Annotated in this window: 17 protein-coding genes; 11 read left to right on the top strand and 6 right to left on the bottom strand. The window is 42.2% G+C overall.

All coding sequences use genetic code 11. The features are described from left to right. Positions 1–548 precede the first annotated feature (548 nt). Positions 549–1,784 (top strand): MFS transporter, encoded by a 1,236-nt coding sequence (locus AAEY93_RS08270; protein ID WP_124011715.1) that lies wholly within the window; start codon positions 549–551, stop codon positions 1,782–1,784. 242 nt (positions 1,785–2,026) lie between these two features. Here the strand turns inward: AAEY93_RS08270 and AAEY93_RS08265 are convergent, their stop codons facing one another. The 3 genes from AAEY93_RS08265 to AAEY93_RS08255 all read right to left on the bottom strand — a co-directional run bounded on the left by AAEY93_RS08265 (position 2,027) and on the right by AAEY93_RS08255 (position 6,019). Continuing rightward, positions 2,027–2,683: a glutathione S-transferase family protein gene (locus AAEY93_RS08265; protein WP_267898626.1), complete on the bottom strand. Its 657-nt coding sequence runs from the start codon at positions 2,681–2,683 to the stop codon at positions 2,027–2,029. A gap of 771 nt (positions 2,684–3,454) precedes the next feature. Then, positions 3,455–5,401: a M48 family metallopeptidase gene (locus AAEY93_RS08260; protein ID WP_124011717.1), complete on the bottom strand. Its 1,947-nt coding sequence runs from the start codon at positions 5,399–5,401 to the stop codon at positions 3,455–3,457. A 21-nt stretch (positions 5,402–5,422) separates the two neighbouring features. After that, positions 5,423–6,019 carry a LemA family protein gene (locus AAEY93_RS08255; protein ID WP_351076058.1) on the bottom strand — a complete coding sequence of 199 codons (597 nt, stop codon included), beginning with the start codon at positions 6,017–6,019 and terminating at the stop codon, positions 5,423–5,425. 1,314 nt (positions 6,020–7,333) lie between these two features. On the opposite strand from AAEY93_RS08255, the gene AAEY93_RS08250 reads away from it, so the two are divergent. The 6 genes from AAEY93_RS08250 to AAEY93_RS08225 all read left to right on the top strand — a co-directional run bounded on the left by AAEY93_RS08250 (position 7,334) and on the right by AAEY93_RS08225 (position 13,601). Continuing rightward, on the top strand, positions 7,334–7,840 hold the full coding sequence (locus tag AAEY93_RS08250; RefSeq protein WP_124011719.1) for a hypothetical protein: 507 nt from the start codon (positions 7,334–7,336) through the stop codon (positions 7,838–7,840). Positions 7,841–7,937: 97 nt separating this feature from the next. Further along, positions 7,938–8,429: a hypothetical protein gene (locus AAEY93_RS08245; protein ID WP_124011720.1), complete on the top strand. Its 492-nt coding sequence runs from the start codon at positions 7,938–7,940 to the stop codon at positions 8,427–8,429. 72 nt (positions 8,430–8,501) lie between these two features. Next, entirely contained in the window at positions 8,502–9,233 is a 732-nt protein-coding gene (locus tag AAEY93_RS08240) for a fimbrial biogenesis chaperone (protein ID WP_124011721.1), read from the top strand. 92 nt (positions 9,234–9,325) lie between these two features. After that, complete coding sequence (locus AAEY93_RS08235) at positions 9,326–10,141, top strand: fimbrial biogenesis chaperone (RefSeq protein WP_124011722.1); 816 nt, start codon at positions 9,326–9,328, stop codon at positions 10,139–10,141. After that, complete coding sequence (locus AAEY93_RS08230) at positions 10,141–12,618, top strand: fimbria/pilus outer membrane usher protein (RefSeq protein WP_124011723.1); 2,478 nt, start codon at positions 10,141–10,143, stop codon at positions 12,616–12,618. Before AAEY93_RS08235 ends, AAEY93_RS08230 begins: the two co-directional genes overlap by 1 nt. 38 nt (positions 12,619–12,656) lie before the next feature. Beyond that, on the top strand, positions 12,657–13,601 hold the full coding sequence (locus tag AAEY93_RS08225) for a hypothetical protein (protein WP_124011724.1): 945 nt from the start codon (positions 12,657–12,659) through the stop codon (positions 13,599–13,601). Positions 13,602–13,701: 100 nt separating this feature from the next. Here the strand turns inward: AAEY93_RS08225 and AAEY93_RS08220 are convergent, their stop codons facing one another. Continuing rightward, positions 13,702–14,370 (bottom strand): LuxR C-terminal-related transcriptional regulator, encoded by a 669-nt coding sequence (locus AAEY93_RS08220; RefSeq protein ID WP_351076052.1) that lies wholly within the window; start codon positions 14,368–14,370, stop codon positions 13,702–13,704. A gap of 1,481 nt (positions 14,371–15,851) precedes the next feature. On the opposite strand from AAEY93_RS08220, the gene norV reads away from it, so the two are divergent. The 3 genes from norV (at position 15,852) to AAEY93_RS08205 (ending at position 18,912) form a co-directional block, all read left to right on the top strand. Continuing rightward, a complete protein-coding gene (norV, locus tag AAEY93_RS08215) occupies positions 15,852–17,357 on the top strand; it encodes an anaerobic nitric oxide reductase flavorubredoxin (RefSeq protein WP_351076049.1) in 1,506 nt (501 codons plus the stop codon). Then, complete coding sequence (norW, locus tag AAEY93_RS08210; RefSeq protein WP_124011727.1) at positions 17,354–18,499, top strand: NADH:flavorubredoxin reductase NorW; 1,146 nt, start codon at positions 17,354–17,356, stop codon at positions 18,497–18,499. The genes norV and norW overlap by 4 nt, the downstream gene beginning before the upstream one ends. Before the next feature lie 77 nt (positions 18,500–18,576). After that, a complete protein-coding gene (locus AAEY93_RS08205; RefSeq protein ID WP_101032020.1) occupies positions 18,577–18,912 on the top strand; it encodes a TehB family protein in 336 nt (111 codons plus the stop codon). A 392-nt stretch (positions 18,913–19,304) separates the two neighbouring features. Here AAEY93_RS08205 and AAEY93_RS08200 read toward each other — a convergent pair whose 3' ends face one another. After that, a complete protein-coding gene (locus AAEY93_RS08200; RefSeq protein WP_267898627.1) occupies positions 19,305–20,171 on the bottom strand; it encodes an endonuclease/exonuclease/phosphatase family protein in 867 nt (288 codons plus the stop codon). A gap of 260 nt (positions 20,172–20,431) precedes the next feature. Here AAEY93_RS08200 and cls point away from each other — a divergent pair, with 260 nt between their 5' ends. Next, positions 20,432–21,886 (top strand): cardiolipin synthase, encoded by a 1,455-nt coding sequence (gene cls / locus AAEY93_RS08195; protein ID WP_124011729.1) that lies wholly within the window; start codon positions 20,432–20,434, stop codon positions 21,884–21,886. 66 nt (positions 21,887–21,952) lie between these two features. On the opposite strand, the gene AAEY93_RS08190 is transcribed toward cls, so the two are convergent. Beyond that, positions 21,953–22,315, bottom strand: coding sequence for a hypothetical protein (locus AAEY93_RS08190; protein ID WP_124011730.1), 363 nt, complete (start codon positions 22,313–22,315; stop codon positions 21,953–21,955). Between the last annotated feature and the right edge of the window lie 133 nt (positions 22,316–22,448).

Raw genomic sequence — 22,448 nt, 5'->3', positions numbered from 1 at the left:
TCACCAAAGCGCGCATTATTTATACGATACTTCAGTTAAGTGTTCGAAATTATAACGTTTCACTCATCAACAAGAAAACCCATTTCTGTAAAGAAAAAGTTTGTGCCGTATAGAAAGAGTAAAATCTATTTACGAAAAAATACTGCTTTGAACACAATCATTCATTCTGCTTCGTATACATCGCTTTTTTTATATCGGCTTTTACCAGATTGGCAGCAACAATCTAGCGTTGATACTATGGCTCCTTTGATGCAAGGGCATTTAAAAAGATAGTTTATTATCCATCAATCAAGCCCCGTTGTGGCGGTGTGCTATCTTCAGGTAAAAGCGACTTAGAAACCTACCATGCTAACATGCACATAAACAAAAATGACAAAGCCGCCTATCCTACAAAGGCAATAGAGTAAAAAGGAAATAGGTTCATTTGGCTATTTGGACTTGGAAACATAGCTAAATGTGAATAGCATAATAGTCATCCGCATTTCCCTTTGTTGACAAACCATCAAAAAAGTCAATTGTGTGAATTTTTTAGGGAGCTTATATAATACATGATCCGCGAATATTTACGTTTTATAAGCCACAGCTGGCCAATTCTCATTTTTGGCGTGATGACCGTTTTCATGGGCAACTTCGGTCAGTCGTTTTTCATTAGCTGGTTCGGAGACAGCTTTAAAGAAAGTCTTGGTCTATCAGCCACAAGCTATGGAACCGCCTACTCTATGGCAACACTTGCCAGTGGCCTACTTATCATGTGGATTGGTGGGAGTATTGACAAAGTCTCGTTAGAAAAGTTTATCCTATTCTGCACAATTGGACTTTCTCTGGCAGCGCTTACGCTCTGGCAGACCAATAACCTAACAACGCTTGTTGTCGGACTTTTTCTCCTGCGTTTTTTTGGTCAGGGACTTTTTCCACACACCGCCATAACCACAATGATGAAAAGGTTTTCTTTGAATCGTGGCAAAGGTGTAAGTGTAGCAACCACAGGGGTTCCCTTAGGTGAAATCATACTGCCTTCCATTGCAGTATTTTTTATTGCACAATTCGGGTGGCAACAAAGTTGGTTGATCATAGCAGTATCAGTCCCCTTACTTTATCTTCCTCTGGCACTTTTTCTTATTAAACGTGCGAGAAATCAAAAATATGCCGAACATGATCCAACTTTAGACTGTGAACCTTCTAAACCACTCAAAGAGGATGGATCGAGAAGAACATTACTTGCCGATTATCGTTTTTGGTTGGTACTACCCACAGTCCTTGCCGCACCATTCATCGTGACAGGAATATTTATTCATCAGGGATTTTTTCTTCCTCAGATGGGCTGGACACCCATGCTTTTTGCCAATTGCTTCGTCTTTTATGGGATTGCCCATTGGCTTTCATCAATGTATACGGGCGCATTGGTTGACAGATTCAGCGGGAGACAATTGTTAAAATATTACCCAATCCCAATGCTCATGGCTTTGTTGTTGGCCTCGCAACTAACAGGCAACTGGGTTGCTTACGCGCTACTTATTTTACTCGGCATCGCCATGGGCTCCGGTAGCCCAATCATTAATGCGCTTTGGGCTGAAGTCTATGGCACCAAGTATCTTGGGAGAATACGCGCACTCATGGTCTCTCTTGGTGTGATATCGACCTCGATTTCTCCGATTTTATTTGGTTATCTCATTGATAATGGGATCACAGGCTCTCAGCTTTTTTTCTGGCTCGCCGTGTACATATTACTGGCAATGTTTTTCGCTTTTTTTTCATACTCTCACGAGAAGAAACTGAAAATTTAATTATGTAACCAACAAATAGACACCAAAAACAGTAATCACAGCCCTACAATTGCCTAATGGAAACATGCTCTTTATGAAGAAAAAATGGCCACTACCTTAAAATTATTTTCACCCTAGTTCTATCTCGCGTTGTGCCACTTTGCGTATATGGACTCCACGAGTGTTAAACATAATGAATTAATGGCCATAGGGACTTATTCACTGCAAAATTCTATTAAGTGCGTGAACCATCCCACCTCGGATCAGCATTCCAATGTCAGTCCCTCCTGAGACATCATTTGTTGGATAGAGTCGCGTTGAAGCATGGCTTGCATGTGGCGGCGTAGGTTTGGCCAGTCTTGCGCTCGACTGCCATAGCGGCTGCTCCAGTAGGCCACCATAAACAAATGAAAGTCGGCGCCGCTTAGTCTGTCACCTAGAAGCCATGGGCCTTTATTGCCCAGATCATCGTTGAGGATGCTCCAGCAGCGGCTCAGGTCCTGGGTTGCTTTATCCACCACAGAGGGCAAATCGGTATCGCCAGTGACGTAGTGCTCCGGGTGGGCCCAGCGGTTAGCCGCTTCCTGCAAGGTGTTCGACATCCAAGTGAGGTATTGGTAATAATGCCCTCGTTGCGGCGAATGCAGTGCGGGGGCCAAACCGGCATTCGGGTGCTGGTCAAGCAGGTACATCAGAATCGCCGCCGATTCATAAATGATTTCGCCCCGGTGCTGTAATGTGGGCACCTTGCCGTTCGGGTTGATCGCCAGGTACTCCGGTGTACGTTGCATTCGTTTAGCCAAATCGATCTCGATCAACTCGTAGGCCACGCCCAACTCTTCCAGTACGGCGTGAGTGGCCATGTTGGCCCCACCGCGATCCCAATACAGTGTGTAAATAATATGTCTCCTGTTGTGCAACGAAATTAACCAACTATACCACTGGGAGGCGGTTTTTATACTTCACCTTGCCGTTGGCCACCGATAATCCTCTGCCTACATCGACAGTGACTGCATCTGAGAATAAAAAACGAAGACGCTTAATGCCCCGGGGCGCCTTAAAATAGCCTCTTTTGTTGGCCTTTACTTAACGACGCGCCAAAGCACCAATTGAGACAAGTATTGACGTCAAGCAATAGCCGATGGCTAGTGGGTTTAATGGAGGGCTGCATTCCCTTTTACCTAAAAAACATAAGCCACTAATTTTTATATTATTTTTTTATTATTTTTTGTCTAAAAAATTGACTTAATGTCGCTATGGTACAGCAGATCATTGCGATGCCAGCAACACTCTTAAGTCATCATTGTTGTGTCATTTCCATCTCAAATGTAATGGCTCTGACTTAAGCTAACCGTTACCCGTTTTTAAAATGGTGACCTTCAATTTAGCTTTTAGCTAAATTCTTATCAGCCCCAACCTATTTCCCATTAAGTAATGTTTCATTGCCGGTGAGCCGCGGCACATTTTCCCAAATGAATTCGATCTTTTTTTGTAGGTTTCGATCCATTTGTCTAGATAGGTTTCTTGCAACGCAGTTAATAATATGGCGGGAGATGCATTTAATTTGATGATTTAATCGCTTATTAAAAAGACGAGCAAACGGTAGGTCCATTCCATTATTGGTGCATATTCTTATGAGTTAAGGCTAACGAGTGCAATCCATACTCAAGGTAAATTGAGCGATACAATGCTTAAGCATAAGAGATCAGTGGTGGCATTGGACAAGCCAGAACATCGGCAAAAGCCCGTAATAATTCAACCTCAACCGGATCTATCTTTTGATCGCGCATGATGCAAACGGCACAGGCGTGCAATAACATCGGTTTGGCCATAGGAGTTAACTTTTCCAGTTTTTGTAGCGCTGTGTCCAGATCTGATAGCTTGACTGCATTTTCGTTAACTAATTTGAGCTCGCTCATTCCCAATGCTTCTACCGCGGTGATAAAAACGTCCTCTCTGACAACCTGTTCTTGCTGACCGGCATAGGTCAACACGGATAGCAGCAATGCAATTTCGGGCTTAAGTTGCTCGCTATCTACGCTAGCCAGTAGGCTGCGCGGATGTTTGAAGAAGTGAGCATCCAGATGAATGAACAGAATTTTACGTAAGGTCCACTCCTTTAAGACAAGTTTAAAATCCATGTCAATCAGAGCATCCATATTGACTCTGAAAATCTGGTACTGAGACAGTGATAACTGTTTGAGAGCTGGGATGGCAATATCAATTAATGGAAGCCGAGAGCCAGCCTCTAACCTATCTATTTCAGACAGCAGTTTACGGGTAAAAACGGCAACATTTGCGTCGGCATATTGGTGTAAATAAGCTAATTGTTTAAGCCGAATTTGCTGATCCTTATCCAATAGCAGGGCATAAACAACGGCCCGAGCCCCATAGGGTTCGCGAGCAGCATCCTTGATGACAGTGGGTAACTGCGCAATTAACGCCCGAACATAATCGACCGTTTCCCGCGTAGGATTGCCTATTTGACTAATACTATTGGCAAGATCAACTATGGACGCCCCGGCAGCAATTGTGCTCATTTTTTTCGCCAATTCTGGCTGAGCCTTGGATACTTTTCCATCGCCAGATTGCACACTTTGGTCTATTTCGAGCTTGTCGACAGTGGCAAATTTGCCATCCCAATGGGGATCAATGTGCAAGATACGCTTTGCCAGTGGTGGATGGGTAGCGGACAACGTTTGCATCAAACCTGAAACGCCTTGAGCAAAAAAAGCATGGCTGATTTCAGCTGCCCCGGGATCCTCTATCAAAGATCCAAACTCTAGCCCGCCGATGCGTTTCAATGCACCCGCAATGCCTTCTGGGTTACGGGTAAACTGAACCGCTGAGGCATCTGCTAGGTATTCTCTTTGTCGACTCACGGCCGCTTTTATTAAGCCGCCAAAAAAAGTCCCGGCAAAGCCGATGACAATGAGCCCAATCGCCAGTGCTAATATTCCTGCGGCCCCTTTACCATTGTCCCGTCCACGCCGAGAACGAGAAGTGGAATACAGTAAGTGGTAACCAATAATACCGAGGATCAGTATCCCGTTAAGAACACCGATCAAGCGGATATTTAGGCGCATATCACCGTTAAAAATATGGCTAAACTCATGAGCGATGACACCTTGAAGTTGATCGCGACTGAGGTGATCAATCGCTCCTTGAGTCACGCCAATAACGGCATCTTTGGGGGAGAAACCGGCGGCGAATGCATTGATACCGTTCTCGTCAGCCAACAAATATACCGGTGGTGCTGGCGTACCAGAAGCGATAGCCATTTCCTCTACCACATTTAATAATTTTCGTTGATTCAGAACCGTGGTATTTTGTGCGATTAATTGCCCTCCTAGCCCTTCGGCAACAACCTTGCCACCAGCCGACAAAGCCATGATTTTATAAAGACTGCCTCCCAAGACCACCAGAACGACTGCCGAACTGATAGTGGCAAAAGTGCGCCAATCCATTTGCTGCCAAAAAGACTGACCCGCTGACATTTGCTCGTTGTCGATAAAACCAAACGCCAACATAACCAGCAGATTAACCATCACGATCAGGATGATCACCGCCAAGCTAAACAGCAAAATCAGCTGAAAAGTGTTTTTACGTGCTCGGTCCTGGGATTCAAAAAAATTCATGTTGCATACCTAGGAAAATGACTAAAATGAGACTTTGGGTGCCGCCTGGATGGCCACAGTATCTTCAAACTCCAACAATGTTGCATCTTGCCCATGACCAAATCGCGCCGCAAAAAACACCGGAGGAAAAGTTTGTTTATAAGTATTATAAGCCATCACCTGATCGTTAAAGGCCTGCCTGGAAAAAGAGACCTTATTTTCCGTGGAGATAAGTTCCTCACTTAACTGCAGCATATTCTGATTGGCCTTAAGATCCGGATAGGCCTCCATCACCATGTTAAAGTTCATCATGGCCTCCCCCAGTTTACTTTCAGCGCCACTCAGTCCTTTTATGGCATCAGTGTTACTGGGATCGGCCGCCGCCTTTGACAACATATTCTGCGCCGTATTACGTGCCTCTACCACGGCTTCCAAGGTTTGCCGTTCATGTTTGATATAACCCTTGGCGGTCTCGACAAGATTAGGTATCAAGTCATATCGACGTTTTAATTGCACCTCGATCTGTGCGAAGGCATTTTTGTAGCGATTTTTCAGCGTAACCAGTTTATTAAATACCCCGGTCACATAAAAAAACACCAGTGCCACCAGAACCAGAATAACTATCAATGTGATTGACATATTTTTCACCTTTATCCAAATATTTACGCATCCTTTCGATGCTATTAGTGTTATGTACGCGTTGTAATAGAATTCATAAACACCAGGCTCATCTAAAAGCTTGTGCCAAATGGGCTATCACTAAAACCGAAATGAAAGACTCGAGTAACATTCAGACAATAGCCAAACCCATACATTAAGCACCTAATTACTAACATAAATCATCCAGTCTCAACAGTCGATAGGCATAGGCTGTCATTGTACAGCGACCTTTTCTAGCCTTGCTAGCCACTAACCCAAGCCATTCTTATAATCAATAACATAGCCTCTTTCAGCATTCATTACGATAGCCTTTAATTATACCAGTGCATAAATTAAGTACATTGCTCAGAAGAGTGAGCCCTAAGTAGTGAAAGGTATATGAAAATGAAGAAATTGGCTGATTTCAACAAGCAAAACATGCGTGATACCAATCAAGCTGAAAATGACTTGCAAGTAATTGCAAAGGTTAGGCTTTAACCACAATACCAACATTGGCGGTTTGCGGCATCTGACACCATTTTAGAAATATCTACAGTATTCGGTTTATGTGGGTAACGAACCGACAGCACCTTTGGGTAAATGACCAAAGCTGTTGGTAATGTTAAGTCCGTTCTTCGTAGGGATGTTGAGTCTGTCTTGAATGTGTTGGCTGCTTAAGCCAATCGAACCACTTTTTCTCCACGGATAATTCGGTCAGTACCTTCTACCAGCACACTCTAGTCTTTAACGCTGAAATAAGACCGTCCACGGGATAACTCACAACGTCGACTCACCGTGGCTTTGTTGGCAGCATCATAGTACCACTAGCTTAATGATGAATAAAACATACTGTAAATGCGTCCAAATATTCGGCCTTTCTGTAAAAAAAAATCGGCTCTTTGGCCATAATGAGAACGGCGCCTCTACGACTTAATCATCGATTGGAACTGGACTGATCCCAAAACCTTAACAAGCTGATCATTTATTACCTAAGCGAGGTGTCGTTCGCCGGACTGATACCTATGTCATACTCCAATATATATGTACTGACCTATAATTTCGAGTAAAAAACCTATTTTTCAATAATTTACATAGTTAACCCTGATAGAAAGACATTGAGAAAGTATGAGTTAACGTAACAGTAAGTATGAATGATTATCTCAAACTTCATACTTTAATTCATATTGTGTTAATCAGTATTATGGCTAACATTATTGCAACACTTTCATCTGTACCTATCTCAGGTAATCGATGTAAAAGTAATCTGTAATCTAATGTAATGGGGACATTAATATGAATGTAAATGGGAGGAATATGCTTTTTTTTGTAAAATATACAACCGCATTCCTCGTTTTACACTTCTCTTACAGCCTAACAACTACACAGGCCAACGAATCACTGACTCTGGCACTTTCAGGTGTTATTGAAGATAGGTGTGTAATAGCAATACCCACCAGCTCCACTTTCGATTTTAGCCAGCAGTTAGTCCACTCCACAACGATAGCAATTGACTGCAATCAAGCGATGTTGGTTGCCCTACGCTCAGAGAATGGTGGGCTTAAGCTAAGCCAAGCGGAGGCTGAAAATGATGTGGTTGCGGCCTATGATATTGAGCTAAAAATAGAATCTATTCAGTTTAGATTAACGGCTAATAGTATTGATATTCAACAAGAACGGCGATTTAGTGCTGGCGAGGATATTCCGTTTGCGACTTCAGCAAGCTTAGATATTACACTGCCTGAGGCACTGGTACATGCCGGAAAATACAGCGATACCCTGCATATTGAGGTTTATCCCAATTTTACTCAGCAGGGTATTTAATGAGATTTTCTCCCCAATGGAGAAAAGTTGCCGACCAGTTGGCAAGAACTGGTCGGCTAGTAAAAAACCAATCTGAAATATTACAAGGAGTTTTACCATGAGAAAGATTACTTTAGTTGCAGCATCTTTAACAGCACTTTTCGCAAGTACAGCAAATGCCGGTGATGTTCAGTTAGTCGGTTATGTGCCCGCGGTTTGTGAGGTTTCAGGTCTAAATACCCAATTAAGAGATTTTGGTAACGTCTCGGGATCTGCCAATGCAGCAAATATTGGATTAACTGTTGAATGTAATGATGCTGACGGTGCAACGATACAAATGATCAGTGCTGAAGGTGGCCTTGAGTCAGATGATGCAGAGGATCAATCGCTTCCATATACCGCCACTTTGGCAATTGGTGCTTATCCAGATTTAGTTCTTAATGCGCCAGGCGGTGTTGGAACTAATGGTGCCAACGTCGATGCTTCATATTCAGCTACTGGATTGCTCGGTGGCGCTGCTGGTGTATTGTCGTTTATGACACCTGGTGGGGCAACTTGGTCTGGTGGTTATTCAGATACCTTAACAGTACAAATTGATGCGGCAAACTAATTTAGGTTAAGTAAATAAAACATGAGGGAGTATTACTCTCTCATGTTTCATTATCTTTTTGGGAAGTGACAGATGATAAAAAATAATAAAAAAATATCATGCCTATTAGCGCTGGCATGCCTTATTGGTGCCCTTGGTGTAACTAAGGTATATGCCTATAAAGTTCAGCCTATGGTGGCCGAAATGGAGCCTGTTGGCAGAAATGCCCAATTAACCTTGCGGGTTGAAAATAACGACAGCGAACCACTTACACTTGAAATGGTACCGCTTAAGGTGCTAATTAACAGTTCAGGCAATATTGAATATATTCCAGCTGATGATGATTTATTAATTATTCCGGTTACAACAGTATTGCAAGCTGGGCGTTCACAAGCTGTGATGGTGCGTTATTTAGGCGAACCTGATATTTCCCAGTCGCAAGCGTACAGCATAGGTTTTCGACAATTGCCCGTTACCGTGTCAGGGCAGAGTGCCACAAAATTGAGTCTAGCGGTCAATTTTAATACTTTGGTCAATGTAGTGCCGGCCAATGCTAAAGCCATTCTGGCCGTCGAAAATATCAGTTTTAAAGATAATAATTGGCAGGTAACGATTAATAATTCAGGTAACCGTTATGTGCGTCTTAGTAATACTCAATGGCGTGTCAGCGATGGTGTAAAGTCACTGCAGTTAACTAAAGAACAGCTTTCCGAATTAGTCTCCGGCAGTTTGATTTTACCGAACTCCTCTCGTACCTTAACCATGCAGCCAATTGAAACCTTGAGTATGGACAAACTTAATATTGAAATTGAAATGGTGAAATAGCGATTTTGATTTTATGGGATATCTATTATTGTAGTGGTGATGCTTAACGCTTGTTTAGACAATAGAATAACCTTAGCGTTACAGGGAGTTGTATGCACAGAAATTCACTAGGCTTGCATGCCGTGGTTGGTTGTTGCTTTATATTTACGCTTACACTGTCAATGGCAAAGGCTGTATATGGGATGGAAATATCTCCCATGGTTACCGCGCTTTCTATTGATAGCCGGCCTAATTATCAGCAAATTTTAATTAAAAATAATTCTAATGTTACATTGCCGGTTGAAATCGATGTTAATCGGATCCAGTTTAATCCGTTCGCCGTTGGTTCCAGTTATACCGTTGTACCTGAAACAACCCCTGATTTATTAGTATTCCCTCCCGCCATCGTGTTGGCCCCCGGGGCGGTGCAGTCGGTTCGCGTACAGTGGTTAGGACAAAAATCCCTGCCTGAGTCCCAAAGTTATTTTATTCGTTTTAGCCAACCTCAGTTGTCAGACGACAATACCAACAAGAGTGGGGTTAAGATCTTCGTCCATTTTAACGCGGCAGTACATGTGTCAGCCATTGGTATGAAGCCTCTGCTAGTGATAAAGCGCAATTCGATAACCCAGCAAGCTGCCAACGGCGAAAAGGAAAATCCCTCTCAAGATAAACAGGCAAAGGCCTCGGCTTTATTGCAATTCAGCATTGACAACCAAGGAGGAAAGTACGCCGATCTAAATGACTATCGCTTGATTATTACCCGGGTCGACGGTACCGAACTTACTATACAAGGGGAGGCGTTGGTCGCCGAGCAAACTAATACATTTTTCCCACCCAATTCGAAGCGCAATCTGTCTATTCACCTTGATAGGCCTTTATCCGTAGGATTTAGTTTAGCTCTAACCCCCATAGAGCGAGAACCCTAATGGCCAGGTTATGTAAACTATTGCTATTACTGAGCTTGTTGCCGCTTTCAGGTTTGGCGAACGAGGAGATAAAGTTAAACCCCACTGGGCGAGACATTCGTTTGCAGTGCCTATTGCGATTGCAAGATAGTGCGATTGGTGACGTCGAATTAATTATCACCGCAGATCAAAATATTGAACTCCCTGCAAAATCAACCTTGGCCTTACTTGCGGATACTATAGTGCCGGAAGTCCTCGAGGCATTAGCTGGGTACCAACATGATGATGTATTAAACCAAGCCGATTTTTCTCAGGTGGGGCTTAATTTGACTTTTGATATGTCGAGTTTAGAGCTGATCATGCAAGCTCCCATTGAGGCGCTTAAAGTAAGCGGTTTATCGTTTGCAGCTAAAAAAAATACCCGGCGTTATATCGACGCTTCAACGTTAAGCGGATATACCAACCTTTACTTATCGTCATCAAATACGGAAAATATAAGTGAAGAAAGTCAAGGTTTCACCGATTTCAACCATCTTATTGAGGCGGGGCTTAATTACCGCCATGCCTTATTAGAGTATGAAGCTGTCTATAATAAATTAGATGGTAAGTCAGGGGTGTATTCTCGCCAAGGTACTCGGCTTAATATTGACTTCCCCAACCAAGGTACTCGTATGGTGTTGGGGGATTTTTATAGCCGTCCCAGCGGTTTTCAAAATGGGGTCGATTTTCTTGGATTCGGAGTTTCTCGTGACTTTTCGCTTATTCCAACCCGTAATGTGAGGCCAACCGCTGCACGTCAATTTACCTTAGAGCGTACTTCCGAAGTCGATGTCCTGATTGATGGCGTGGTGGTCAAAAGACTAAGTTTAGGGGCGGGCTCCTATAATCTCGAGGATATTCCATTAGCAGAGGGGGTAAGTGATGTCGAGTTGCTGATAACCGATCGCAATGGTCGCCAAGAGCGAATTAACTTTAGTATCGCTACGGGTATGGACTTATTAAAACCCGGTGAATTTGAATATGCATTTAGCTCGGGAGTGAGTAGCGAATTAGTTGCAGATAAACTCAAATATGATAACGATGCATTTATTGTCGGTGGTATGTTTGAGTATGGCGTGTCGCCATCTCTGACCCTCGGCGTTAACCTGCAGGCGGCACAAGAGTTATATCAGCTAGGGCAGCGCAGTTTATTTGCTACGCCATTAGGTATTTTTGATTTAAATGTCGCTTATAGCCATCAAGATGTTGTCGGTGAAGGCGTGGCTGCCAGCCTAGGTTTCGATGTTGATTTTGCTGATGATCCTAATAACACTCAGCTCAGTTTCTTTCATGAGTATTTTTCGCAGTCATTTAGTCGAGTTGATGATTTCTTTTCGCAACAAAATATTTCTGCAATTAATCCAATAAACTTAATGCCTACGCTCAATATTAACAGGAACTTCTTTACCGGGCGTTATAGTCAATCGATCACCCAGGCTTTGCGTGTCAGTCTGACCGTTAACTATGTTGATTCATATCAGGAACAAGGTGACTATTGGACAATCAGCCCTGCACTCTCCGGCGATTTATTTGATACTCCTGCCAGTTGGAGTATTAGATTAACCCACAAAGATCGCCAGGATGATGCTAATGAATTTAATGCATTATTTACCTTAAGTTGGCCATTTGGGGGATATTCTCGCGTAATCAGCAGCTATAGTAGTGATATGGAAGATTTGCAAACTGAATATAGTTACCTTAAAGGCATAGGTAAAACGGGTGGCGTCAATATGTTTATTGGTGGTCAGCGCACGAGTGATACCGATGCCAACCTTGAAGCCGGTATAGATTACTCTGCAAATCGATATAATCTTAACCTACAGCATACTAGTCGCGTTAATGATTTAAGTAATAATGAGAGCAGCCATTTCAGCCGCGCAGAACTGGCTTCAGCATTGGTATTTTCTGGTGCAAACGTTGCGATTAGTCGTCCGGTTGGCGATAGCTTTGCCATTATACAACCCTACTCTAATCTGGCTAATAATCGCATTGATGTAGATATTTCAGATGAAGGTTCAAGGGTTTATACCGATGGGTTAGGCGCCATGGTTGTGCCAGATCTACCGGCTTATAGTGAGCAACTTATTTCCTATGAGGTGACTGATTTACCCCCTGGCTACGATTTAGGTGATGGGGTATTTGCGCTTAACCCAGGTTATAAACAAGGTTATTCGCTTAAGGTAGGGTCTGATGCCATTATCACAGCTATGGGCTCCTTATTTGATAAACAAACCGGTGAGCCTATTAGTTTATTAGCCGGACAAGCAATATCGCAAACGGATGAAAATTTTGAGGCTTTAGATTTTTTCACTAACCGCAGCGGTCGCTTTGCCATTAGTGGCCTTAAGCCTGGTAGTTACTTACTTAAGTTAAATAGCAAAAACGTACGAACATATCAGCTAGTCATAAGCGATGATAGCAAGGCTTTATTACGCTTAGGTAATCTTTATGTTGATTAACGCAGGGTGTATAGAGCACCAATATATCTGGAGTCCATATGACACTAACTAACCTTATCGAAGTGATCATGCCAAGGCTGAAACTGGCTTGCTGCGTGACGGCCATGTTTCTTGCTTCCTGTATTTATTCTGCTAGTGCTTTTGCGGCTTGTGAAGCAAGGGTACAAAGTGTCAGTTTAATGAGTTCAGGCGCACAAAATCAATATGATGTCTTTACCACAAGTCCATTTGGGTTAATGCAATACTACGAGGTGAAAGTGAGTTTTAGTGATCCTAACGAAGATTGTGCCTTAAGTTTAATGATTTCGACTATCGAGCAAGGCTATCAACTCTCGGGGCAAAGCGGAAATTCATTGACATTTTCCCCCTATCTTCAAACGTCAGGCAGTTTTATTCAAAATAGACACTGGTTTGCCGAGGTATCACCACAACAGTCCATTTTTCGATTTCAATTACGTTTCCCTGCGCAGCAATTTGGTTCAGAAGGAGACTATACCAATCAATTACTCGTGCAGCTTATTCCAAATCCTGAACAGTCTACAACTGTATTAGATGAACGTAATCAATTGATCTCTGCACGCATTCCTCCTGTTGCAAGCATCAGTTTCTATGGATTATCGCAACGACTTTATCCATTAGACCTTGGTCGCCTGACAACAGGAAAAAGGCTGAATATCGATCCTAATTTATTTATTCGAAGTACTGCTGGCTATGAAATTAGTTTCCGTTCAGATAATCAAGGTAAGCTTAGGCATCAAAGTAAACAAGAGCGTTGGGATATCGATTACATATTTAGTGTGGCTGACAGTGTCATTGATTTTACGGTAACGGGCAATCAGCTGGTTGTTAATGCGCCACAGAACCATAATGGGCAGAGGATACCTATGACTATCCAAATTGGTGAAACAGAAAATCGACCAGGGGGAATCTATGAAGATGAAATTCATATTGATATCAGTGCATCTGGTCTGGGAAGTTTTTAGTTTTGGTCGCTGTTAATGTTAGTTTAACCTAGTTTTTTATTTAAAATAAAAAATGCGACCATGATCAGTAAAAAGATCCCAGCTTAACACTTCAGTGAGGTTATTTATTGTCGTATCTTTGCAATTGTTTAAATGCAGATGGGTTATCCTTTGCCCAATTCGCTGCCTGGGTACGATTTTTAACTTCCGTTTTCTTAAATACTTTATAAAGATGTGATTTGACCGTGTGCTCACTCACAAATAGTGCATTGGCAATATCAATGTTGGATTTACATTCAGTCACTAATCTAAGTACATCGCACTCACGGCGAGTGAGGGAGACCATAGGTTGTTCAGGATGTATATCTTCTTTTCGGTAGTGTTGCAGTAACTGGCACATCATAGTTCTTGGTAACCAATATTCACCGGCGAGAATTTTTCGCATCCCCTGTAGCAATAAAACCAGTGAAGATGATTGTGGAAAAATACCGCAACAATTTGGCCAATCGAGTAAGTCTTGTTTATCGAATTTTTTAGAAGTATTGAGTAAAACGATATGCACTTGAGAAAGATTCGTATCAAACTGGATTTGCCAACAACGATCGTCAATATTGGGTAGGTTAGCCACATCAACAAGTAATAATGGATTTAATGCTCTATCGAGGTTCTCCAGTTCCATTTCATTACTAATAAATCGGGTCTCACAATCTAGACTCGTCTTTAAAAGATCAGCAAAGGCTCTACTCTGAATGGTCAACTTCGTGACTAAAACCAATGTAAGTTTAAGCATAATGAATAATTTCCTTATAACACAGTTGTGGTGCACACATCGCAGTATTTTACTGTTAGCACATACACTGGACTTTAAGCATTTAAATATTCCAGAACTGACCACAAACCATTGTTTATATTATTATTTAACACTCAACCTCGACAGATATTTGCCGTGATAAATGTTATCCCTCCATAAACCTTCTGTTGATTAATTTCCTAGTAGCGATTTAATAGCCACTCAAACCAAGATTGCATTACTTTGGCCATTTATAGCTGGGATAATTGCATTTTAAACCGCCGCTGAGCGACACGGTCGATATCACGCTTTATCGGCAAACTCAGCAGGCTCTCCCAGATCAACCCCTCGACTAAAAGTGGCTGACGCGTAACAACTTTTTTCGGTATCCTATCACTTTTAAATTCATTGAATAACAGTTCAATTTGCCAGCGACTAGGGTAAAGCTTGATCACTTCTTGGCGACTAAACTTATTGTGCGGAAGTTAGTCATCCACCATAGATAACACTTTTATTTCTTAAGCAAAAATAATTCCATGCGACGTTGGTATCATCGCCAGTTAACATCAATCTCCGGACGCTGTGTTAGCGTTCCACAGCGTGGGTATATTCAACCGATTATCATCAATAAATTGTCTTGGCTGTTGTCTTGCAATGATAATTCCCATGACTATTGTGCTTGTAATTAGTTTCACCCCCGCTAAATCTACTTATTCCAATAGTTTTTTATCCTAGCGCTAGAGATCGTGTCTATGTACGCTAGCAAAAAAATGACACGTTTCTAGAAAAGAATAGCACATTCCCTAAGATTGAGCCTTTTTAGTAAATCATCCTTAGAATCCAATAAAAACCATCGCACTTTGTATGAGACTTGCCAGCACTTAACATGTTAAATGAAAATGAGGAATATCATCACCTCACATTATCGAGCAACTCTACTCCTTGCTGACCAAGCTTAACAAATTAGCCAAGCTATTACTTTAATCAATAACATAGCCTCTTTCAGCATTTATTGCGATACATTTTAGGACTATTCAGGTACTCAATTGGGGGGCTTTTTCAATAGAGTGAGCTCTAGATAATTAACATTACATAATGAATTCTGAGCAATGTTTCAGGTTTACATCAGAAAAGCGGCCTGCTTACTCACGGTTATTACCATAAGGAGTCTCGTCTAGCTCACTATCATGTGTCTTGGTCTAGCCATGATTCATTACCGCCAAGCAAGTAAGGGTGACCAAAGACTAGGCGGCCAGTGATCAGGTCTTTATTAGACTCTTGAGAGGACACTACCTTGAACGTGTCATTTTGACACGTGGGTGTTATTAAGACACCTTTTAGAGTTGTTAATATGACAACGACTAAACTTTAATTTAAATAATTACCCAATTAATCAGTTACTTAACTAGTTGGCATGCAGTCTGCATTAAAATATTTAACTTTATGAATTTGTAACTTTTCAATTTAATACAGGTGTAAATATGACAATTCACATTAAAAGTAATATCGACTGGGTTGGCCAACGTGATTGGGAAATATTGGATTTTCATGGCACTGAATATAAAACAACCAAAGGGACGAGTTATAACAGTTACCTTATCCGTGAGCAAAAAAATGTCTTAATCGATACCGTTGATCATCGCTTCAGCCTGCAGTTTATTCAAAATCTTGAGATGGAAATTGACCTAGATAAGATTGATTACATTGTTATTAATCATGCTGAAGAAGATCATTCAGGCGCGTTAGCGGCTCTGATGGCTAAAATCCCTAATACCCCGATTTACTGTACCGAAAATGCTATCGATTCCATTACTGGCTTACATCATCATCCAGAGTGGCATTTCAATATTGTCAAAACCGGCGACACGCTAGATATCGGTAACGGCAAGCAGTTGGTGTTTATTGAAACGCCTATGCTGCATTGGCCAGACAGTATGATGACCTATCTAACCGAGGATGCCGTATTGTTTAGTAACGATGCATTCGGTCAACATTACTGCGATGAGCATCTGTTTAACGATGAGGTTGATCAGATTGAATTGATGGACCAATGTTTACGTTATTACTCCAATATTTTAACTCCGTTTAGCTCACTGGTTACCGCTAAAATTAACGAGGTGCTGAGCTTTAATCTGCCAGTTGATATTATTGCCACCGCCCATGGCGTAGTGTGGCGCGATGACCCTACCCAGATTATTCATCAATATCTGCAATGGGCAGATAATTATCAGGAAGACAGGATCACTATTTTTTATGATTCAATGTCTAATAATACCCGCATGATGGCTGATGCCATTGCTCAGGGGATCCACGATGTTGATCCTGGGGTGTCAGTTAAAGTCTTTAATGTGGCCCGCCATGATAAAAATGACATCTTAGCCAATGTGTTCCGCTCTAAAGGCATATTAGTGGGTTCATCTACCATGAATAATGTGATGATGCCGAAAGTCGCTGGGATGCTAGAAGAGATCACCGGCCTGCGTTTTAAAGATAAAAAAGCCGGTGCCTTTGGCAGCTACGGTTGGAACGGCGGTGCGGTCGATCGTATTCACACCCGTCTTACCGATGCCGGATTTGATACGATTGTGGGCCTAAAAGCAAAATGGCGACCTGATGGTAAAGCCATGCGCGAATGCCGCGACCATGGGCGACAGATTGCCAAAAACTGGGCATGGCATGATCTTAGTAATGTTAAATCCATTTCACCAGCATCCCTAGCCAAAAACAATCAAGCCACTGCCACCGCTAAGCCAGCAACTAAGTCTCGGGAAAGTAAACCTGAATGCGGGGCTGCTTCGGCAATTGATGATTCACAAAATATGTTATGCACTGTGTGTAACTGGGTTTATGAGCCAGTATTGGGCGAACCTAATCAAGATGTTGAACCAGGAACACCGTGGAGCGAAGTACCAGATGTCTTTCTCTGTCCAGATTGCGGCCTTGGCAAAGAGGTATTTATCCCTATTGAAGCAAGGAAAGTATCATGAGTGCACCCATCATCATTATTGGTAGCGGCTTTGGCTCATATCAGTTAATCAAAACCATTAGGCGCACAGATCAGCACATACCTATAACTGTTTTTACCCTCGATGAGGGCCACGATTATAATAAGCCTGATTTGAGCCATGTATTTAGTAATCAACAAAGCAGTGCGGATTTAATTCGCCTCAGTGCGCAGGAATTTGCCTCTGAGAATAATATTACTCTGCATGCTTTTACTCAGGTTGACTGCATTGATAGCGATCAACAGGCGGTATTTGTTAAAGGTGTCGCCTACCCTTACACAAAATTGGTGCTGGCAACGGGGGCAAAAACATTTGTTCCACCGATGCTTGGTAATGCAACCGACAAGGTGATCACCTTAAATAGTTTGCGCGAGTTTGAAACTGCGCAGCTGCAGCTACAGAATGCGCAGCGGATTTTAGTGATTGGCGCCGGCATTATCGGTACTGAAATAGCAATGGATCTTAACCGTTGCGGTAAAAGCGTAGTAGTTGTAGATCCAAGCAACGGCCTTATGGCAACGATGCTGCCAGATATAGTCGCCAGTGTATTACAAAAGAAGATGACCGAAACAGGTGTTGAATTTGAGTTTGGCCGCACCATTAGCTCCTTAAACCAAACCGGATCAGGAATTTGTGCCACACTCAGCTCGGGTAAAACACATATTGTTGATTGTGTCATTTCAGCGGCGGGGTTAAAGGCTAATGTGGGTTTAGCTCAAAAGTCGGGATTCAAGGTCAACAACGGCTTGGTGGTTAATCAGCAGCTGCAAACCTCAGTTAATAATGTGTATGCCTTGGGAGACTGCGCCGAGATAAACGGCAAGGTGATGTCCTACCTGCAGCCGATTATGTTAAGCGCCAATGCGTTAGCGAAAACCTTATTAGGCCAACCGACAGATTTGAAACTGCCTGCTATGCTGGTCAAAGTTAAAACGCCGCAAATGCCTATCCAATTAGGCGGTAATACCGTCATAGATGTTGCATCCTGGCAGGTTGATATTGATGCTTTAGGTTGCTCAGTAAAAGCGTATAACGAGCAAAAAGAGATCATCGGCTTTGTGGTAACAGAAGGACACATGAAAAACACCTTTCCACTGCTGAGAGCCTTGCCAGCTAATCTTTAGTATTTAGTATTTAGTATTTAGTATTTAAACCAGTAGGCTCAACTAAGCCTGCTAATGTATCAATTTAGGAGAGAATGATGTCTCATCAACGTATTCCAGCAAACTGGACCATTCAACGCTCTACCCCATTTTTCACCACTAAAAATGTGCCTGATGCGCTACTTAACCACCACAATACCGCTGAAGGTGTCTTCGGCCAATTATGTGTGATGGAAGGTGTAGTCACGTATTTTGGTTTTGCAGACAGCGAAGCGACTGAGCCAGAAGTGAAAGTAGTGATTAATGCTGGCCAGTTTGCCACCAGCCCGCCAGAGTACTGGCACCGCATTGAATTAAGCCCTGATGCACAATTCAATATTAATTTTTGGTCCGATAAGGATAAAACTGGTCAAGCTATGTTTAATAAGAAGTAATAAGATAAATTACCCCGCGACTTCGCTTCGCTCTGATCACGGGGTTTTCTCTACAGATTAGATAAAGCAGTGACACAACACTTTTTTACTCGAAAAACGACTTAAAGATAAGATTCAGATGTACCAAAATGAAGAGAATAGCAGGGAGAGCATAATGTAATATTATGCTCTTACCGTGATAACGTGAGCAAAAAATGACACACCATGGGTAAACTTTGTAGGCGTTCCCTATTGAGATTTAAACGTGAACGATTTAAAACGCTGTGTTTTCTACATTCGAATTTTTAATTTTACTTAATTTTTATTAATACGTTAATAATTTAACCATAGTGAGCACTGTTCGCAAAAAAACCAAAAAACCAAAAAACCAAAATCACCATAAGCTATGTGGTTTAACTTTCGCCTAATCTAAACTGTGCCAACAAAGGATGATGATCCGATGTTTGGGTGGTGATCACCCTTGCAGACTCTAACGTCAGTCCCCGGAAATAAAGGTGGTCAATGGGGTAGCCCATCACAGTTGTTCGGGTGTCTTCTGCTGGTGTTACCTCTTTCAACCCTAATGCCTTTGTCGTCTGAGCTAGCATGGACAATCTAGCGGAGCGCCATGTATTTAAATCACCACCGAAAATGATTGGGCCTTTGTGGGCTCTCAATGCCGGTAACAGCTGCTGTAACTGCTCAGTGTAACTATCTAGAGCGTATTCAAAGTTAATACTGTGTAGATTTGCCACTAGCAAGGTTTCACCATTGGACAAGGGGAAGTAACTTAACAGACTCGACTTGGGAAATTGAATTAGGGGTTCGGCCGTCAAATATCCACAACTTTGACTCGCTGCAACTTCAGACATATTCATTACACCAAGCGGTATATCACCTTGACGAAAGGCTTGTACCATCGCCAATTGCTGCTGGTTTTGTTGGCGCCACTGTTGAAAATTGTCAGATAACTTAACCTCTTGCAGCAACAATAATTGATTCTGCTTGGCCAGTTGGCTTAACAGCGTTTGCCAGCCTGCATTTTGCTGTTTATAGATATTCCAGCTCGCGACAGCCAGTTGACCATCCATATCCAAATTGGCTTTAGGTATGGCATCAACACATTGAGCAGCAAACGACTCTTGCTCACTATTAATCACCTGAGGTTTAGTCGCAAACTGAATAAACAATGGCACAACCACTACTGTCGTCATTATTAATATGACGATAACAAGACTCCCCCATCGAGCAAGCCCTAGCAGCTTGTGCTTTGGTTGCAATCTTGGTATTGATGTTGGCTTTGAGCGAAAAATGCCGATTGACGATACCTCTATTCATTTTACGGGTGATGTTTGAACGTTATGCTTGAGCTTGGTTAACACCCGTTTGATTAAGACTAGCACCTTTATAATAAAACAAACTGTTTGATATACCCAGCCGTACAGATGGCAGGTGGTAGATGGTAGATGGTAGATCAAATAGTTTGAAACCTGATATGATAAATATATCTTTTTCTGCATGATTGATCCACTGGCTTGCTATGGTTGAGCTTTACAAAGTATTAACGTTAATCAGCGTGTTAGCCTATTGGCTGATCATTGCCGGGATCACCACTCGTATTGTCTATAAACGGCGCTCTGTGGGCGTATCCTTAGCTTGGATGATGCTAATCTATGTGGTCCCCATCATAGGCATTGTGCTTTATTTTCTCGTTGGCGAGCTGAACCTTGGTAAGAAGCGCGCAGCCAGAGCCAAAGAAATGTATATCCCCTATCGGAAATGGCTTAGCCGGCTTTTCACTACCCAGCAATATCGTCCGCAAAATTTAAATGATTACACCATTACCATAAGCCAATTATGCGAAAAACGCCTCGGGATCCCGACATTATCCAATAATCAACTCACGCTTAAATCATCACCCGACACAATTTTAACTACCCTGATCCAAGATATCCAACAAGCACAGACGTCGGTTCATGTAGAGTTCTATATTTGGCATCCCGGCGGACTTGCTGACCAAGTTGCCCAAGTCCTTATCCAAGCCGCTCAACGTGATGTGGCAGTAAAAATCTTATTAGATGCAGCAGGAAGCCGAACATTTTTTAACAGCAAGTGGCCAAAATTGATGCGCGATGCAGGCATAATTATTATTTCGGCGCTATCCGTTTCTCTTGTACGTATGTTATTCCGCCGGCTCGACATCCGACTTCACCGTAAAATAGTCGTGATAGACAACCAAATCGGTTATACCGGTTCAATGAATCTCATTGATCCCAAGTTTTTTAATCAAAGTGCCGGAGTGGGTGAGTGGATAGATGTTATGGTCAGGATCACCGGCTCCAATGTGCCAGTGCTTAATTGTATTTTCGCGTGGGATTGGGAAACCGAAACCGACCAAAGAATGTTACCTGAGCCTCCAAAATGTTATCCCCATGAAGATAAAGCATCCGACATGGTTCAAGTCATCCCTTCTGGACCTGGCATGCCTGAGGACATGATCCAGCAGGTTTTATTGCTGAGTATCTATCAAGCGAAACACAGCATCACCATCACCAGCCCTTATTTTGTGCCCAGTGAAAACCTACTCTTTGCGTTGACTGCTGCATCCTTGCGTGGTGTGCAGGTTAATTTAATCATACCCGACAAAAACGACTCACTGATGGTGGAATGGGCAAGCAGGCCTTTCTTTGGTGAATTACTTAATGCGGGCGTAAATATTCATCGTTTTGCTGGCGGCTTACTGCACACAAAATCAGTCGTAATTGATCTGCACCATAGTCTAATCGGTACTGTTAACCTTGATATGCGCAGCCTGTGGCTTAACTTCGAAGTCACTCTTTCTGTAGACAATGTAGAATTTACTCAGTCCCTCAGTCAAGTCCAACATCAATATATGGCTAACTCGATAAAAATGGATGCTCGTCAGTGGCGCAAAAGACCTTTGATCAAACGATTAGTGGAACAGTTTTTTTACTTATTCAGCCCACTGCTTTAACGATAAAACAAGCAATGCGGCTTACTCGAGGCCGCATAGCCAGTTCTAGCTTTCAACAATAGTAACTTAACAAATATCACCCGTATCAATCACAGGTTTAACGACTGCTGCACCGATAATGAGCAATATTAAAAAGGGCACTGCATGGCACAAAATCATCGGGTACTTGGCAACTAAAGCCCTTGTTGGGATGAAAAAGTAAGGGTCCACTTTACCTAATAACTTATAGGCAGGCATCAATATTGGCTTAAACCAAGTTTGAAAATAATAGCCACTAACAGCCACTATCTGTACTTCAATAAGTAATAACAATAAATCAAGCCCAACAGCATCAACAAGCACAGCTAAAGACACTAACTCTGGGTTAAGTAACAAGACACAGATAACCGATATTGTGAATATCTTCCAAATCCAATTTTTGATGTTCATAAATCTTCCATGATTAAGCAAATTAAAACTTAAAATGTAAAATGTAAAATGTAAAATGTAAAATGTAAAATGTAAATCAATACTTTAAATGCAAATCAATATTTTAAATGTAGTCTACCACCCCTAAAATTAC

The organism is Shewanella sp. CAL98-MNA-CIBAN-0140 (genome assembly GCF_040309905.1).
GTDB classification, from domain to species: domain Bacteria; phylum Pseudomonadota; class Gammaproteobacteria; order Enterobacterales; family Shewanellaceae; genus Shewanella; species Shewanella psychromarinicola.
The sequence above is the reverse complement of the archived record's forward strand: the minus strand, read 5'-3'. Positions and strand labels throughout refer to the sequence as shown.